General features: G+C 56.2%; 17 protein-coding genes. 9 read left to right on the forward strand and 8 right to left on the reverse strand.

Going from position 1 to position 16,013, the window contains the following annotated elements:
• Positions 1–80: 80 nt before the first annotated feature.
• The gene (locus tag AA74_RS0119965) at positions 81–335 is read right to left on the reverse strand and encodes a GlsB/YeaQ/YmgE family stress response membrane protein (protein ID WP_008502662.1); all 255 of its coding nucleotides are present in this window, start codon (positions 333–335) and stop codon (positions 81–83) included.
• A gap of 208 nt (positions 336–543) precedes the next feature.
• On the opposite strand from AA74_RS0119965, the gene AA74_RS0119970 reads away from it, so the two are divergent.
• A complete protein-coding gene (locus AA74_RS0119970; protein WP_008502663.1) occupies positions 544–1,275 on the forward strand; it encodes a flagellar brake protein in 732 nt (243 codons plus the stop codon).
• A gap of 38 nt (positions 1,276–1,313) precedes the next feature.
• Here AA74_RS0119970 and emtA read toward each other — a convergent pair whose 3' ends face one another.
• Positions 1,314–1,925, reverse strand: a complete 612-nt coding sequence (emtA, locus tag AA74_RS0119975; protein ID WP_008502664.1) for a membrane-bound lytic murein transglycosylase EmtA — start codon at positions 1,923–1,925, stop codon at positions 1,314–1,316.
• A gap of 107 nt (positions 1,926–2,032) precedes the next feature.
• On the opposite strand from emtA, the gene ldcA reads away from it, so the two are divergent.
• Entirely contained in the window at positions 2,033–2,947 is a 915-nt protein-coding gene (gene ldcA, locus AA74_RS0119980; RefSeq protein WP_025913134.1) for a muramoyltetrapeptide carboxypeptidase, read from the forward strand.
• 97 nt (positions 2,948–3,044) lie between these two features.
• Complete coding sequence (locus AA74_RS0119985; RefSeq protein ID WP_021240401.1) at positions 3,045–4,778, forward strand: potassium/proton antiporter; 1,734 nt, start codon at positions 3,045–3,047, stop codon at positions 4,776–4,778.
• A 95-nt stretch (positions 4,779–4,873) separates the two neighbouring features.
• On the opposite strand, the gene dadX is transcribed toward AA74_RS0119985, so the two are convergent.
• Together dadX and AA74_RS0119995 are read right to left on the reverse strand one after the other, a co-directional pair.
• Positions 4,874–5,944: a catabolic alanine racemase DadX gene (dadX, locus tag AA74_RS0119990; protein ID WP_008500515.1), complete on the reverse strand. Its 1,071-nt coding sequence runs from the start codon at positions 5,942–5,944 to the stop codon at positions 4,874–4,876.
• Positions 5,945–5,953: 9 nt separating this feature from the next.
• Positions 5,954–7,252: a D-amino acid dehydrogenase gene (locus AA74_RS0119995; RefSeq protein WP_025913135.1), complete on the reverse strand. Its 1,299-nt coding sequence runs from the start codon at positions 7,250–7,252 to the stop codon at positions 5,954–5,956.
• Positions 7,253–7,573: 321 nt separating this feature from the next.
• On the opposite strand from AA74_RS0119995, the gene AA74_RS0120005 reads away from it, so the two are divergent.
• Positions 7,574–9,106: a SpoVR family protein gene (locus AA74_RS0120005; RefSeq protein ID WP_023293929.1), complete on the forward strand. Its 1,533-nt coding sequence runs from the start codon at positions 7,574–7,576 to the stop codon at positions 9,104–9,106.
• A 116-nt stretch (positions 9,107–9,222) separates the two neighbouring features.
• Here the strand turns inward: AA74_RS0120005 and fadR are convergent, their stop codons facing one another.
• The gene (gene fadR / locus AA74_RS0120010) at positions 9,223–9,942 is read right to left on the reverse strand and encodes a fatty acid metabolism transcriptional regulator FadR (protein ID WP_008500512.1); all 720 of its coding nucleotides are present in this window, start codon (positions 9,940–9,942) and stop codon (positions 9,223–9,225) included.
• A gap of 201 nt (positions 9,943–10,143) precedes the next feature.
• On the opposite strand from fadR, the gene nhaB reads away from it, so the two are divergent.
• Positions 10,144–11,682 carry a Na(+)/H(+) antiporter NhaB gene (nhaB, locus tag AA74_RS0120015; protein WP_023293930.1) on the forward strand — a complete coding sequence of 513 codons (1,539 nt, stop codon included), beginning with the start codon at positions 10,144–10,146 and terminating at the stop codon, positions 11,680–11,682.
• Positions 11,683–11,825: 143 nt separating this feature from the next.
• The gene (dsbB, locus tag AA74_RS0120020) at positions 11,826–12,356 is read left to right on the forward strand and encodes a disulfide bond formation protein DsbB (RefSeq protein WP_025913136.1); all 531 of its coding nucleotides are present in this window, start codon (positions 11,826–11,828) and stop codon (positions 12,354–12,356) included.
• Between the two features lie 115 nt (positions 12,357–12,471).
• Here dsbB and AA74_RS0120025 read toward each other — a convergent pair whose 3' ends face one another.
• The 3 genes from AA74_RS0120025 to AA74_RS0120035 form a co-directional block, all read right to left on the reverse strand.
• Positions 12,472–12,912, reverse strand: coding sequence for a YcgN family cysteine cluster protein (locus AA74_RS0120025; RefSeq protein WP_008500509.1), 441 nt, complete (start codon positions 12,910–12,912; stop codon positions 12,472–12,474).
• Between the two features lie 93 nt (positions 12,913–13,005).
• A complete protein-coding gene (locus AA74_RS0120030) occupies positions 13,006–13,665 on the reverse strand; it encodes a fumarylacetoacetate hydrolase family protein (RefSeq protein ID WP_025913137.1) in 660 nt (219 codons plus the stop codon).
• 47 nt (positions 13,666–13,712) lie between these two features.
• Positions 13,713–13,988, reverse strand: a complete 276-nt coding sequence (locus AA74_RS0120035) for a YcgL domain-containing protein (RefSeq protein WP_008500507.1) — start codon at positions 13,986–13,988, stop codon at positions 13,713–13,715.
• 123 nt (positions 13,989–14,111) lie between these two features.
• On the opposite strand from AA74_RS0120035, the gene minC reads away from it, so the two are divergent.
• From minC to minE, 3 genes are read left to right on the forward strand one after another with little or no spacing between them, the layout of a single operon-like run.
• Positions 14,112–14,819 carry a septum site-determining protein MinC gene (gene minC / locus AA74_RS0120040; RefSeq protein WP_008500506.1) on the forward strand — a complete coding sequence of 236 codons (708 nt, stop codon included), beginning with the start codon at positions 14,112–14,114 and terminating at the stop codon, positions 14,817–14,819.
• 23 nt (positions 14,820–14,842) lie between these two features.
• Entirely contained in the window at positions 14,843–15,655 is an 813-nt protein-coding gene (gene minD / locus AA74_RS0120045) for a septum site-determining protein MinD (RefSeq protein ID WP_008500505.1), read from the forward strand.
• A gap of 3 nt (positions 15,656–15,658) precedes the next feature.
• The gene (gene minE, locus AA74_RS0120050) at positions 15,659–15,928 is read left to right on the forward strand and encodes a cell division topological specificity factor MinE (protein ID WP_008500504.1); all 270 of its coding nucleotides are present in this window, start codon (positions 15,659–15,661) and stop codon (positions 15,926–15,928) included.
• Positions 15,929–16,013: the final 85 nt, after the last annotated feature.

Here is a 16,013-nt window from a genome sequence, read left to right on the forward strand (position 1 = left end):
CGACAATTATTATCATTTACATTAACAAATCAATACTCAGGTAAAAAAACGGCCCTCCGCAGAGAGCCGTTTACGTTATCTTATGCTCGTCGCAGTAACCTGAATATGCCCAGCACCACAATGGCGCCCACGACAGCGACCAGAAAACTGTGCAGGTCAAAACCACTTATGTTGCCTCCGAAGCCAAACATCGTCGCCAGCCAGCCGCCCACAACCGCACCAACGACCCCGAGTACGCAGGTCAAAATAAAGCCGCCGCCATCGTTTCCCGGCATGATCAATTTCGCGATAGCGCCAGCAATAAGACCAAAGATAATCCAGGCGATGATACCCATAGCGATGCCCTCTTGCAGGTTTAACGCATGTGCAGAAAACCATCTGCACAGCTAACTTAAGTATAGGTCATCGCCGGAAAATCATTTTCTTGTCACCGACTTATCTTTGCCTAAACAGGCAAAAAAAACTCACCGGTTTGTATTAAGTTTCATTGCAGATTGCCGATAACGCTAAGACAGTCTGTCATCTATCAAGGAGCCATCCGGCGTGAGTCATTACAGTGAGCAGTTCCTCAAGCAAAATCCGCTGGCTGTATTAGGGGTATTACGCGACCTGCAAAAAGGTGAAGTGCCGCTGCGCATCAGCTGGTCGAATAATCAGTTCATCAGTAAGATCCTTGACGCCTCGCAGGAGCGGCTGGTGATTGATTTAGGCAGCCAGGAGTATGAAAACCGCGCGGCGCTGAAGGCGGAGAATATCGCCGTGATGGCCGAAACGCAGGGCGCCAAAGTGGAGTTTGTCCTGTCGCGACTGGAACTGAGCGAATACCAGGGGCTGCCGGCCTTTGTGACCCCGCTTCCCACTAATCTTTGGTTTGTCCAGCGTCGTGAATATTTCCGCATCAGCGCCCCGCTTCACCCTGCCTACTTCTGCAAGGCCAAAATGCCGGACAAAAAAGAGATTCGCTTCCGTCTCTTCGATCTGTCGCTGGGCGGTATGGGCGCGCTGATGGATACGCCGAAGCCTGACGGACTGGTAGAGGGCATGCGGTTCACGCAAATCGAGCTGGATATGGGGGGCTGGGGGCGCTTTTATTTCGATGCACAGCTGATTGCCATCAGCGAACGCACCGTCGTGGACAGCAAAAATGAAACGATCACCACGCCGCGTCTGAGCTTCCGTTTCCTCAACGTCGGACCTGGCGCTGAGCGCGAACTGCAGCGCATTATCTACTCCCTGGAGCGGGAGGCGCGCGAACGCGCAAATAAAGTTCTGTAAAAAACATCGGGCAGCGTGACCGCCGCCCGTCTGCGGCATTACATGGCATCCATCGCTTTCTGCACTTTCCAGATATAACGAGGCGCCTGTGGTGCCGGGTGATTTTTCACCACATGCTCAAAGAATTCGTCTTTGTCCATGCCGTTAATCTCTTCTATCGCCTCTTTGCGGTCAGAGGAGAAGGTTCTCAGCAACGCGCCGGCGCCGTTAACGTAAGACACCACCAGCGCGTACTGCATGACCTCCGGATCCTGAATCCCCTTCAGCACGCCATGCTCCATGATGCTCAGATAGGCCGTGCCCATTGAAATGTTGCGCTCCGGGTTCTTCAGCTCGCTGGTCGACGGCTGGCCGCTCCAGCCCATGTAGCGGTATACCTCTCTCCCCGCCGTTGACGCTTTAAGCTGCATCAGCCCCACCGCGTTCGACTTGCTGACAAGCGTGGGGTTACCGCCGGACTCCACCGCAATGATCGCCGTGATGAGACGCGGACTGACGCCCCAGGCTTTCCCGGCTTGTTCACTGATCGGCATCCACTGCATCGCCCGCTTCACCGGCACTTCCGGGTTCCAGGGCGGGTTTTGATAATCATGTTTTGAACTACAGCCAGCGAGCAACACAATCAAAAAAGCAAACCATCTCAATTTCACGTCATCTATCCTTATAGCCGGTCATCGCGGTGCGCCGCCCCTTGAAGCAGGCGGCGTATACGCGGCATGATATAGACAATTAGTTTCTCATTCAGCAAGGAATTGCCATGTCTCAGATTCATCTCATCGCGCCGTCGGGCTACTGCATTAACCAGGACGCGGCGCAGCGGGGCGTTCAGCGTTTGCTGGAATCGGGCCACCAGGTAGAAAATCAGACGATTATCCCCCGCCGCCAGCAGCGTTTTGCCGGTACCGAAGCGCAGCGGCTGAATGATATCAACAGCCTGGTGAACCTGAAGGGTGAAAACCGGATAGTGCTGGCGGTGCGCGGCGGATATGGCGCGAGCCGGCTGCTGGAGAGCATTGACTGGCAGGGCCTGGCGGAGCGTCAGCAGCAGGATCCGCTGCTGATATGCGGCCACAGCGATTTCACCGTCATCCAGCTTGGGCTGCTGGCGCTGCATAACGTCATCACCTTCAGCGGCCCGATGCTGGCTGGTAACTTCGGCGCGCCGGAGCTGGAAGCGTTCACCGAGGAACATTTCTGGCGCGCGCTGCGTAATCCCACCTACAGCGTGGAGTGGCAGGGGAATGGACCGCACTGGGAATGCGAAGGTCAGCTTTGGGGCGGCAACCTGGCGATGCTGGTTTCGCTCATCGGTACGCCGTGGATGCCGCAAATCGAGGACGGCATTCTGGTGCTGGAAGATATCAACGAACATCCGTTCCGCGTCGAGCGCATGCTGTTGCAGCTCTATCATGCCGGTATTCTTGAGCGCCAGTCCGCGATTGTGCTGGGCAGCTTCAGCGGCGCTGCCCCGAATGACTATGACGCGGGTTACTCCCTGGAAACCATGGTCGAGTTCATTCGCTCGCGGCTGGATATTCCGGTGATCGCCGGTCTGGACTTCGGTCATGAGCAGCGCACCGTGACCCTGGCGCTGGGGGCGCACGCCTCCCTGATCCACAATGATTCCGGCTCCCGGCTGACCATCAGCGGCCATCCTGTCATAAAGGCATAAAAAAGCCGTTATACCCCCTTAATAAAACGCTGTTGCCGTCGTTAATATGTTAGGGTTTTAGTAACAGCGTTAACATTGAGGTGGGAGTAAGAGAACATTGGATGCCGCAGCGATAATCAGCCTTTTCATTCTGGGTTCGGTCCTTGTAACCAGCAGTATTTTATTAAGTTCATTTTCATCGCGTCTCGGCATACCTATTCTTGTTATTTTCCTCGCCATCGGCATGCTGGCCGGCATTGATGGCATTGGCGGTATCCCTTTCGATAACTACCCTTTCGCCTACATGGTGAGTAACCTGGCGCTGGCGGTGATCCTGCTGGACGGCGGGATGCGCACCCAGGCGAGCTCCTTCCGCGTGGCCTTAGGGCCTGCGCTGTCGCTCGCCACGGTCGGCGTGTTGATTACCTCCGGTCTGACCGGGATGATGGCCGCGTGGCTTTTCCATCTGAATATCATGGAAGGTTTGCTGATAGGCGCCATCGTGGGCTCAACCGATGCGGCTGCGGTGTTTTCCCTGCTCGGCGGTAAAGGGCTTAACGAACGCGTTGGCTCCACGCTTGAGATTGAATCCGGCAGCAACGATCCGATGGCGGTGTTTCTCACCATCACGCTGATTGAGATGATCCAGCAGCACGAGACGGGCCTCAGCTGGATGTTTGCGTGGCATATCCTGCAGCAGTTCGGGCTGGGGATTGTTATTGGCCTGGCGGGGGGATACCTCTTACAGCAGATGATCAACCGCATCTCGCTGCCCGCGGGGCTTTACCCGCTGCTGGCCTTGAGCGGCGGCATTCTTATTTTTGCCGTTACCACGGCGCTGGACGGCAGCGGCATTCTCGCCGTCTACCTCTGCGGGTTCCTGATGGGCAACCGCCCTATTCGCAACCGCCATGCCATTTTGCAGAACTTCGACGGCCTGGCATGGCTGGCGCAGATCGGCATGTTCCTGGTGCTCGGTCTTCTGGTTACCCCATCGGACCTGCTGCCCATCGCCGTTCCGGCGCTGCTGTTGTCTGCGTGGATGATCTTCTTCGCCCGTCCGCTGTCGGTATTTGCTGGCCTGCTGCCGTTTCGCGGCTTCAACCTGCGCGAGCGCGTCTTTATCAGCTGGGTGGGTCTGCGCGGCGCGGTTCCGATTATTCTTGCGGTCTTTCCGATGATGGCCGGTCTGGATAACGCCCGGCTGTTCTTTAACGTGGCCTTCTTCGTGGTGCTGATTTCGCTGCTGTTCCAGGGAACGTCCCTCGGGTGGGCGGCGAAAAAAGCCAAAGTCGTGGTACCTCCCGTGGGCTGGCCGGTGTCGCGGGTGGGGCTCGACATTCATCCGGAAAACCCGTGGGAGCAGTTCGTCTATCAGCTGAGCGCCGACAAATGGTGCGTGGGCGCTTCGCTGCGCGATTTGCACATGCCGGCCGAAACGCGCATTGCCGCCCTGTTCCGCGACAATGTCCTGTTGCACCCTACCGGCAGCACCCGCCTGCGCGAAGGGGATATTCTCTGCGTGATTGGCCGCGAGCGTGACCTGCCCGCGCTGGGCAAGCTGTTCAGCCAGTCCCCGCCGGTGGCGCTGGACCAGCGTTTCTTCGGCGATTTTATTCTGGAAGCCAGCGCCAGGTTTGCCGATGTGGCACTGATTTACGGCCTGGATGAAGGTGCTGAAGACGGAGATAGCCAGCAAACGCTGGGCGAAATCATCCAGCAGCGGCTTGGCGCTGCCCCGGTCGTGGGCGATCAGGTAGAGTTTGCCGGGATGATCTGGACGGTAGCAGAGAAAGAAGATAACGCGGTAAGGAAAGTCGGTTTGAGGCCGATGGAAGAGGAAGCGGAGTAGCGGTTTTTTTGCCGGGTGGCGGCTTCGCCTTACCCGGCCTACAAAACCCTCGAACGTAGGCCGGGTAAGCGTTAGCCCCACCCGGCGAACATACGTTACACCGTCACAACCGGCACCCTCGGTGCCAGGGCACACATCAGTTCATACCCTACCGTGCCCGCCGCGGCCGCCACGTCATCAATTTTGATTTCGTTACCCCACAGCTCGACCGGGGAACCGATACCCGCCTGCGGGCAGGGCGTCAGGTCAACGGCCAGCATATCCATTGATACGGTGCCTACCGTTCCCGTGCGGACTCCATCTACCCACACAGGCGTACCGGTCGGCGCAATGCGCGGGTAGCCGTCGGCATAGCCGCCCGCCACGATACCAATCCGCTGCTCGCCCTTTGCCCGATAGCGGCTACCGTAGCCCACCGTGTCGCCAGCTTTCAGGGTCTGCACACCAATGATTTCGCTGCGCAGGGTCATAACCGGCTTCAGGCCGCTGTTGGCGATATCCTGCCACTGGCCCGAGGGCGACGCGCCGTACAGAACGATCCCCGGACGCACCCAGTTGTAATGCGCCTCGGGATGCCACAGCGTGGCCGCCGAGTTGGACAGCGAGCGCGGGCAGTCCAGCCCTTCTGCAGCCTGCTCAATGCGGACCATGGCATCGGCGATACCGTCCGGTTTTTCCGCGTCGGCAAAGTGCGCCATCAGCGTCATTTCACCCACGTTCTTCAGGGCGCGCAGCTGCTGCCAGACCGTATGCACCCGCTCAGGCTGGAAGCCCAGGCGGTTCATACCGCTGTTGACCTTGAGATAGATATCCAGCGGCGCGTGGAGCTTCGCATCCTGAATCGCTTTGATCTGCCAGTTGCTGTGAACGCTGGTGGTCAGCCGGTACTTATCCAGCAGCGGCAGATCGTCGGCGTGGAAGAAGCCCTCCAGCAGCAGTATGGGCCCTTTCCAGCCGCGCTCGCGCAGCAGAATGGCCTCTTCAAGATTGAGTAACGCAAAGCCATCGGTGGCGCTCAGCGCGCTCCAGATACGGTCAATGCCGTGGCCGTAGGCATTCGCTTTCACCACCGACCACACGCGTGCGCCAGGTGCTGCCCGACGAACAATCTGCAGGTTATCCTTCAGGGCCTGCAGGTTCAGCTGAGCGAGAACAGGACGGGACATGACAACTCCTTAGTTATGTGCGCCGTGCAGGTGCTGTGGACGCGACGGCGTAAACCCCGATTGATAGCGCGCGACACTGAGATCGTCAAACGGAATGGCCGACGTGCGTCCGGAAATCAGGTCGCTCAGCAGCTGCCCGGAGCCGCAGGCCATCGTCCAGCCAAGCGTACCGTGTCCGGTATTGGTCCACAGGTTTTTGAACGGCGTGCGCCCCACAATCGGCGTGCCGTCCGGCGTCATCGGACGCAGGCCGGTCCAGAAGGTCGCCTGCTCGACAAAGCCACCGCGCGGGAAGAGGTCCCCCACCACCATCTCCAGCGTTTCACGACGCGGTTTCAGCAGTTCGGTGTTGAAGCCGACGATCTCCGCCATGCCGCCTACGCGGATGCGGTTATCGAAGCGGGTAATGGCGATTTTATAGGTTTCATCCAGAATGGTAGAAACCGGTGCGCCGCTCTCCTCTTTTACCGGAATGGTCAGCGAGTAGCCTTTTAGCGGGTAGACCGGAATATCGAGGATGCCCTTCAGCATCGCGGTGGAGTACGAACCAAACGCCATGACGTAGGCATCCGCTTTGATCACCTCTTCGCCACACTTCACGCCGTAAATTTTTTCCCCTTCCGACAGCAGCTTGTCGACAGAGGTGTTGTACCGGAATTTCACCCCTGCCTGCTCGCACATCTGCGCCAGACGCTGCGTAAAGAGCTGGCAGTCGCCGGTTTCGTCATTCGGCAGGCGCAGGCCGCCCGTCAGCTTATGCGCCACTTCCGCCAGCGCAGGTTCAACCTGACCAAGCTGGCTGGCTTCCAGCAGCTGATACGGTACGCCAGCATCTTCCAGCACGGCGATATCGCGGGTGGCGTTTTCATACTGTTGTTCGGTGCGGAACAGCTGGAGCGTTCCGCCCTGACGGCCTTCGTACTCAATCCCGGTTGAGGCGCGCAACGCTTTCAGACAGTCGCGGCTGTATTCCGCCAGGCGCACCATGCGCCCTTTGTTCTCCATGTAGTGGCGTGTGTCGCAGTTGCGCAGCATCTGCCACATCCATTTCAGCTGGAACTGCGTGCCGTCAAGGCTGATGGCCAGCGGCGCGTGGCGCTGGAACATCCATTTAATCGCTTTCAGCGGAACGCCCGGTGCTGCCCACGGTGCCGCATAGCCCGGAGAGATTTGCCCGGCGTTCGCCGCGCTGGTTTCCAGCGCGGGGCCTGACTCACGATCGATAACGGTGACGTCATGTCCCGCCTGACTTAAATACCAGGCGCTGGTTACCCCAACGACACCACTTCCCAGTATGACAACACGCATAGCCACTCCATTATGTGCAAAAGAACAATCTTCTAATTACAGATTGATAACCTAGTTGAAAATATTATTCAACATACGACTTTTTTATGGTGACTTACCTCACACATCCCCCAGCATCAGGGGATAGTGCTAATTTGGGATCTCCTGCTGCGCGTTATTTTTAACCAGCATAAAATGCTGAGAGACACCGTTTTTTTGCCGTATCAAAAACGCGAAATCGCAAAGAAAAAATTTCTGCCCCAGCACGCTTTTTAACACGTTGATCTATGCTTGAAAGGAGGCTCTCCAGACAGAGAGAGCACCCACAACGAGGGCGCGCTAATGGCTACTATTGATTCCCTGAACAAGGACAACACACGTCTGAGCGATGGACCCGACTGGACCTTCGAGCTGCTGGATGTTTACCTCGCCGAAATCGACCGGGTTGCAAAACTGTATCGCCTGGATACCTATCCCCATCAGATTGAAGTCATTACGTCCGAACAGATGATGGACGCCTACTCCAGCGTCGGGATGCCGATTAACTATCCGCACTGGTCGTTTGGTAAGAAATTTATCGAAACGGAGCGGCTGTATAAGCACGGGCAGCAGGGTCTGGCGTATGAGATCGTCATCAACTCCAATCCGTGTATCGCCTATTTAATGGAAGAGAACACCATTACCATGCAGGCGCTGGTGATGGCGCACGCCTGCTACGGGCACAACTCCTTTTTCAAGAATAACTACCTGTTCCGCAGCTGGACGGATGCCAGCTCCATCGTCGATTACCTGATCTTCGCCCGTAAATACATTACCGACTGCGAAGAGCGCTACGGCGTGGACGAAGTGGAAAAACTGCTCGACTCCTGCCACGCGCTGATGAACTACGGCGTAGACCGCTATAAACGTCCGCAGAAAATCTCCCTGCAGGAGGAGAAAGCACGGCAGAAAAGCCGCGAAGAGTATCTCCAGAGCCAGGTGAACATGCTGTGGCGCACCCTGCCGAAGCGTGAGGAGGAAAAAACGATCGCCGAAGCGCGTCGCTATCCGTCCGAGCCGCAGGAAAACCTGCTCTATTTTATGGAGAAGAACGCCCCGCTGCTGGAGCCATGGCAGCGTGAGATCCTGCGCATCGTGCGCAAGGTCAGCCAGTATTTCTATCCGCAAAAGCAGACGCAGGTGATGAACGAAGGCTGGGCGACATTCTGGCACTACACCATTCTCAACCACCTGTATGACGAGGGGAAAGTTACCGAGCGGTTCATGATGGAGTTCCTCCACAGCCATACCAACGTGGTGTTCCAGCCGCCCTATAACAGCCCGTGGTACAGTGGGATTAACCCGTATGCGCTTGGCTTCGCCATGTTCCAGGACATTAAGCGTATCTGTCAGTCGCCGACGGAAGAAGACAAGTACTGGTTCCCGGATATCGCCGGATCTGACTGGCTGGAAACGCTGCATTTTGCGATGCGCGACTTTAAGGATGAGAGCTTCATCAGCCAGTTTATGTCGCCGAAGATCATGCGTGACTTTCGCTTCTTCACCGTGCTGGACGACGACCGCAACAACTATCTGGAGATCTCCGCAATCCACAACGAGGAGGGATACCGTGAGATCCGCTCTCGCCTCTCTTCCCAGTACAACCTGAGCAATCTTGAACCCAACATTCAGGTGTGGAACGTGGATTTGCGCGGTGACCGCTCCCTGACGCTGCGCTATATTCCGCACAATCGCGCGCCGCTGGATAAGGGGCGTAAAGAGGTGCTGAAGCACGTGCATCGCCTTTGGGGCTTTGACGTGCAGCTGGAGCAGCAGAATGAAGACGGGAGCGTCGAGCTGCTTGAACGCTGCCCGGCGCGGTTGAATACGCTGTAGTCCAGCCTTTTTTGCCCGGTGGCGCTACGCTTACCGGGCCTACAAAACCCGTAGGTCGGGTAAGGTGCAGCCGCCACCCGACGAAAAAAAACCTCTCACACGAGAGGTTTTTTATTTCAGCGGCTCTGAATCGCCAAATCACCCGGCAGCGTTTTCTGCATACGGTGCCAGATTTCACCGGAATCGTGACCGTAGCGGCGCACTGTCTCATACACCTGATCGTGCAGACCTTCGGAGCACAGCTTGCTCAGCTTATGGTAAAAGCCCAGCGCCAGGCTGCGGGCTTCGGGATTGGCAAAGTAGTGGCGGCCAATGCGGGTGTAGAGTCCCTTCATACCGTTGAGGATCAGACCGTACACCGGGTTGCCGGAGGCAAACGCCAGGCCACGGAAGACGTTGTAATCGAGGGTGGCGAACGCGTCGGCGTGATCTTCCACCTCGTTGGCACTGGCCAGCACCGCAAGCGCATCTTCCGGATGCTGGCGGAAAGCCGTACGAATAAAGATCGTCGCGATGTTGGTGCGAACGGAGAGCAGATTATCAATGAGCTGCGGCACGCTTTCATGATCGAGACGCGCCAGCGTTTCAAGAATGTTCAGCCCGGAGGTTTCCCAGAAGTTGTTCACTTTTGTTGGCTTGCCGTGCTGAATCGTCAACCAGCCATCGCGCGCCAGTCGCTGAAGCACTTCACGCAGCGTGGTGCGAGTGACGCCAATCAGTTCAGAGAGTTCGCGTTCAGCCGGAAGAATGGACCCCGCAGGGAAACGATTATTCCAGATGCTTTCAATGATGTACTCTTCCGCGAAACCCGCCGGGCTCTGCGCCTTAATGACCATAGTGAGATTTCCATTACACAGCTTTTGCAAATTGGACTCATCATACCAGAGGCGTGCAGTGGCAGGTAGCGCGGCAAAGAGAGAAAAGAGGGATCGCCGTTTCATTTTTATGAAATTTACAATGCAGTCTTATCCGCGTCTGGACCGTGAATTTTGCGTATACTGATGTTTTGTCTTACTTGACGGGGAAGGACGTCTGTCGTGGAAATTTCTTTTGGGCGCGCCCTGTGGCGCAATTTTTTAGGCCAGTCTCCTGACTGGTACAAACTGATACTGCTGGTGTTCCTGGTCGTTAACCCTCTCCTCTTTTACGTGAACCCGTTCGTTGCCGGGTGGCTGCTGGTCGCGGAGTTTATCTTCACCCTGGCGATGGCGCTGAAATGTTATCCCCTGTTGCCGGGCGGATTGCTGGCGTTTGAAGCGGTAGTGATTGGCATGACCTCAGCCGAGCATGTCAAAGCAGAGCTGGCTTCAAATCTTGAAGTGCTTCTGCTGCTGATGTTTATGGTGGCGGGCATCTACTTTATGAAACAGCTGCTGCTGTTTATCTTTACGCGCCTGCTGCTCAGCATTCCGTCGAAAATGGTTCTCTCGCTGGCGTTTTGCCTTGCGGCGGCCTTCCTGTCAGCCTTCCTGGACGCGCTGACGGTCGTCGCGGTGGTGATAAGCGTCGCGGTGGGGTTTTACGGTATTTATCACCGCGTGGCCTCCTCTCGTCCGGGTGAGGATCTGCAGGATGACAGCCATGTCGATGCGCATAACCGTGAGGTACTGGAGCAGTTTCGCGCCTTCCTGCGCAGCCTGATGATGCATGCCGGCGTCGGTACCGCACTGGGGGGCGTGATGACGATGGTGGGCGAGCCGCAAAACCTGATCATTGCGAAAGCGGCGGGCTGGCACTTCGGTGATTTTTTCCTGAGAATGGCCCCGGTGAGCGTGCCGGTGCTGATCTGCGGTCTGGCGACCTGTTTGCTGGTGGAGAAGTTTCGCCTCTTTGGTTACGGGGCACAACTCCCGGAGCCGGTACGTCAGGAACTGCATAAATTCGATCTGCAGAGCCGACGCCAGCGGACGCGCCAGGAGACGCTGCGCCTGATTGCACAGGGGATCATCGGCGTCTGGCTTATCGCCGCGCTGGCGTTCCATCTTGCTGAAGTGGGGCTGATTGGTCTGTCCGTGATTATTCTCGCCACGACCTTTACCGGCGTGACGGATGAGCATGCCATCGGCAAAGCCTTTACCGAAGCGCTGCCGTTTACCGCCCTGCTGGCGGTGTTCTTTGCGGTCGTGGCGGTGATAATCGACCAGCACCTGTTCGCGCCGATTATTGCCTTTGTCTTACGGGCATCGCCGGATGCTCAGCTGTCGCTGTTTTACCTGTTTAACGGCCTGCTCTCGTCAATCTCAGATAACGTCTTTGTCGGGACGGTCTACATTAACGAGGCTAAGACCGCGATGGAGCAAGGCGTGATCAGCGCCGGACAGTTTGAACTGCTGGCCGTGGCGATCAACACCGGTACCAACCTGCCGTCGGTGGCGACACCCAATGGCCAGGCCGCCTTCCTGTTCCTGCTGACCTCCGCCCTTGCGCCACTCATACGTCTTTCTTATGGAAGAATGGTCTGGATGGCCCTGCCCTATACGCTGGTGCTTACGATCGTGGGATTGCTTTGCGTCAAAATTACCCTTATTCCCTGTACGCAATGGTTGATACAAGCGGGTATACTTGCGGCGCAGTAAACACTGCAACTCGGGCAGTTCGCTGCCCGTTTGCCTTTTCGCACGATAAACATCCAATTACGTTTTATTTCGCCAGGTACAGGTGGCGCGAAAAACGAATTCGTTTACACTGCGCTTTCTAAGCATGTTCCAGGGAAATGATTATGTTGAGATTTTTAAACCAGTGCTCCCGCGGTCGCGGAGCATGGTTGTTAATGGCCCTTACCGCCTTTGCGCTGGAAATGGTCGCGCTGTGGTTCCAGCACGTAATGGGACTCAAACCTTGCGTGCTCTGTATTTACGAACGCTGCGCGCTGTTCGGCATTATGGGGGCTGGCCTGGTCGGCGCGATTGCGCCAAAGTCGCCGCTTCGCTATGCCGGGATCGTAATCTGGCTGTACAGCGCCTGGAAAGGCATTGAACTCTCCTGGCAGCACACGATGATGCAGCTGCATCCGTCACCGTTTATGACCTGCGATTTTGCCGCCCGCTTCCCGAGCTGGCTGCCGCTGGACAAATGGCTGCCGCAGGTGTTCGTTGCCTCCGGTGACTGCTCCGTTCGCCAGTGGGAATTCCTGACGCTGGAGATGCCGCAGTGGCTGGTGGGCATTTTTGCCGCCTACTTCATCGTGGCGCTGCTGGTGTTGATCGCTCAGCCGTTCAAACCGAAGAAACGCGATTTGTTCGGACGTTAATTCGCCCGGCGGCGCTTCGCTTGCGCGGGCCTACGGTTTTGTAGGTCGGGTAAGCGCAGCGCCACCCGACACAACAGCGCACAATAAAAAACCCGCTTCGGCGGGTTTTTTAATCTCAACGGGTCGGGTGGTTCATGATGTGATCTTCCCAGTCCCGCACCTCGGACTCTTTCACCGCAATGTGGCGCACGGAGATACGTTCGCCGTGCATCGCCGCTTTTGAACCGGTCAGCAGGGGGTGCCAGTCAGGCAGACCTTTCCCCTCCGCCAGCAGGCGATACGCGCAGGTATGCGGCAACCATTCAAAGGTGGGCAGATTCTCACGGGTTAATTTAATGCAGTCTGGCTCGAACTCGAAGCGGCGCTCGTAGTTGCGGCACTGGCAGGTTTTGATGTTCAGCTGCTTGCAGGCCACGTTGGTGAAGTAGATTTCGTCCGTGTCTTCATCCATCAGCTTGTGCAGGCAGCACTGACCACAGCCGTCGCATAAGGATTCCCATTCCGCGTCGGTCATGTCGTCGAGAGTTTTGCTTTGCCAGAAAGGGATGTCGTTCATCAGGATGTCCACACGTCAAAAGAAAGCGCACCTTATAACGAGTCTGGCACGTCGTTGCAAGTTTTGCCGCCCTTTTCAGGCGGCAAGAGGAGGTTACAGCACGCGGGTTTTCAGCGACAGGCCGTTAAAACCAACTTCAAGTTCATCACCGCTCGCGAGCGGACCAACGCCTTCCGGCGTGCCGGTCAGGATCACATCACCTGGCTTGAGGGTAAAGAAGCGGCTCATGTAGGCGATCAGCGGCACAATCTTATGGATCATGTCTGCCGTGGTGCCCTGCTGGCGGATTTCACCGTTAACCTTCAGGCTGAGCGGCGTATCCTGCGGATCGCCGGTAAATTCGCTCACCGGCACAAACGCCGAAATCGGGCAGGAATTATCAAACCCTTTGGCTTTTTCCCACGGCTGCCCCGCTTTCTTCATTTTACCCTGCACGTCGCGTAGCGTCAGATCCAGCGCCACGCCGTATCCGGCAATCGCTTTCTGCACATGCTCTTCGGAGGCCTGACGCAGCGTTGCGCCGATCAGCACGGCGAGTTCCACTTCGTGGTGCACCGAGCCGAGCCCCTGCGGCAGGGCCAGCGGCTGGCGAATATCGCAAAGCGCCGTTTCAGGCTTAATGAACAGAACCGGCTCTTCTGGCGTCGCACTGCCCATCTCCTGAATATGTTTTGCATAGTTGCTGCCCACGCAAACCACTTTGCTGACGGGATAATCCAGTAATGCACCTTGCCAGTGATGATGTTGATACATGGTCGACCCCTAAACGGTTGATGTGTTGTGCTCAAAAACAGTTGAGGCTATTTTTTCCCGTTCGCCTCAAGATGCTGTTTTAATAAATTCTCGGGTGGCGGCGGAAGCTGTAAATAATAGCCCTGCTCGGCTAATGCCGTTTTCACTTTCTCCAGATCGGCATTCACCAGTTTCTTGCGACCATCAAGCGGCAGCAGCATCGCCATCTGCGGTCGGCCAAAGCTCTTCATTAATTCTTCAGGCACGCGTGAAAAATCGTCTTTCTTTTCGACATAAAGATAGGTCTGGTCACGGGTTGTACTTCTGTAGATCACACAAAACATGTTTTTACTCTGAATTAATGGGTGGTTGCTTGCCTCAATATACTCCTGACTATAACATGCCTGATACTCTTCGGAATATCGCAGCGAGTGGTTGCGGTTAATAGCAAATTGAGTAAGGCCAGGATGTCAAACACGCCCATCGAGCTTAAAGGCAGTAGCTTCACCTTATCAGTGGTACATTTGCATGATGCAAAACCCGAGGTTATTCGTCAGGCGTTAGAAGACAAAATCGCCCAGGCTCCCGCCTTCCTGAAGCACGCCCCTGTTGTTATCAACGTCAGCGGTCTTGAAGCGCCGGTTAACTGGAAACGTCTCCAGCAGGCCGTCTCCTCGACCGGACTGCGTATTGTCGGCATCAGCGGCTGCAAAGATACTGAACTGAAAGCGGAAATTGACCGTGCGGGGCTGCCGCTTCTGAATGAAGGCAAAGAAAAAGCCCCGCGTGCGGCACCCGTTGCCGTCGAAACGCCCCCTCCTGCGGCGCAAAACGTTACAAACATCACAAAAACGCGAATGATTGATGTGCCGGTTCGTTCCGGTCAGCGCATTTATGCACCAAACTGTGATCTGATTGTTACAAGCCACGTCAGTGCTGGCGCTGAGCTGATTGCAGATGGCAATATTCACGTTTACGGTATGATGCGTGGACGTGCGCTCGCAGGTGCAAGTGGCGATCGGGACGCGCAAATATTTTGTACTCACCTGACGGCGGAACTGGTGTCCATCGCAGGTGAATATTGGCTGAGCGACAAGATCCCAGCCGAATTTTATGGCAAAGCGGCTCGCCTGCTTCTGGCAGACGACGCGTTGACCGTTCAACCGTTGAATTGATCCCTTTTTAACAAGGAATTTCTATGGCACGCATTATTGTTGTTACTTCGGGTAAAGGAGGCGTTGGCAAGACCACCTCCAGCGCGGCCATCGCTACTGGTTTGGCCCAGAAGGGAAAGAAAACCGTCGTTATCGACTTCGATATCGGCCTGCGTAACCTCGACCTCATCATGGGATGTGAGCGTCGCGTCGTGTATGACTTTGTGAACGTCATTCAGGGCGATGCCACGCTGAACCAGGCGCTGATTAAAGACAAGCGCACCGAGAACCTCTACATTCTCCCGGCTTCTCAGACGCGTGACAAAGACGCCCTGACCCGTGAAGGGGTAGAAAAGGTGCTCGACGAGCTGAAAAAAATGGAGTTCGACTTCATCGTCTGTGACTCCCCTGCCGGCATCGAAACCGGTGCCCTGATGGCGCTCTACTTCGCTGATGAAGCAATCATCACCACCAACCCTGAAGTTTCATCCGTGCGTGACTCAGACCGCATTCTCGGGATCCTCGCCTCTAAATCCCGTCGTGCGGAAAATGGCGAAGACCCGATTAAAGAACACCTGCTGCTCACCCGCTACAACCCGGGCCGCGTGAACAAAGGTGACATGCTGAGCATGGAAGACGTGCTGGAGATCCTGCGCATTAAGCTGGTGGGCGTTATCCCGGAAGATCAGTCCGTGTTACGCGCCTCTAACCAGGGCGAGCCAGTGATCCTTGATACAATGGCAGATGCAGGTAAAGCTTACGCCGATACCGTTGACCGTCTGCTGGGAGAAGAACGTCCTTTCCGCTTCATTGAAGAAGAGAAGAAAGGTTTCCTCAAACGCCTGTTCGGAGGATAAGTTATGGCATTACTGGACTTTTTTCTCTCGCGGAAAAAGAACACCGCCAACATCGCAAAAGAACGTCTGCAAATTATCGTTGCGGAGCGTCGTCGTAGCGACGCCGAGCCTCACTACCTGCCGCAGCTGCGCAAGGACATCCTGGAAGTGATCTGTAAGTACGTGCAGATTGACCCGGAGATGGTGACGGTGCAGCTGGAACAAAAAGACGGGGATATTTCGATTCTGGAGCTGAACGTGACGCTCCCGGAAGCGGAAGAGTCGCGTCCGTAGGTTTGTGATTTCGTCGCCCCGGTAAGCGCAGGGTATGAACCGGAAACATGGGTAACACTTTAGACCGGATACATGGGTAACAGTT

Source organism: Enterobacter sp. 5-4 (genome assembly GCF_000612205.1).
Classification (GTDB): Bacteria; Pseudomonadota; Gammaproteobacteria; order Enterobacterales; family Enterobacteriaceae; genus Enterobacter; species Enterobacter roggenkampii.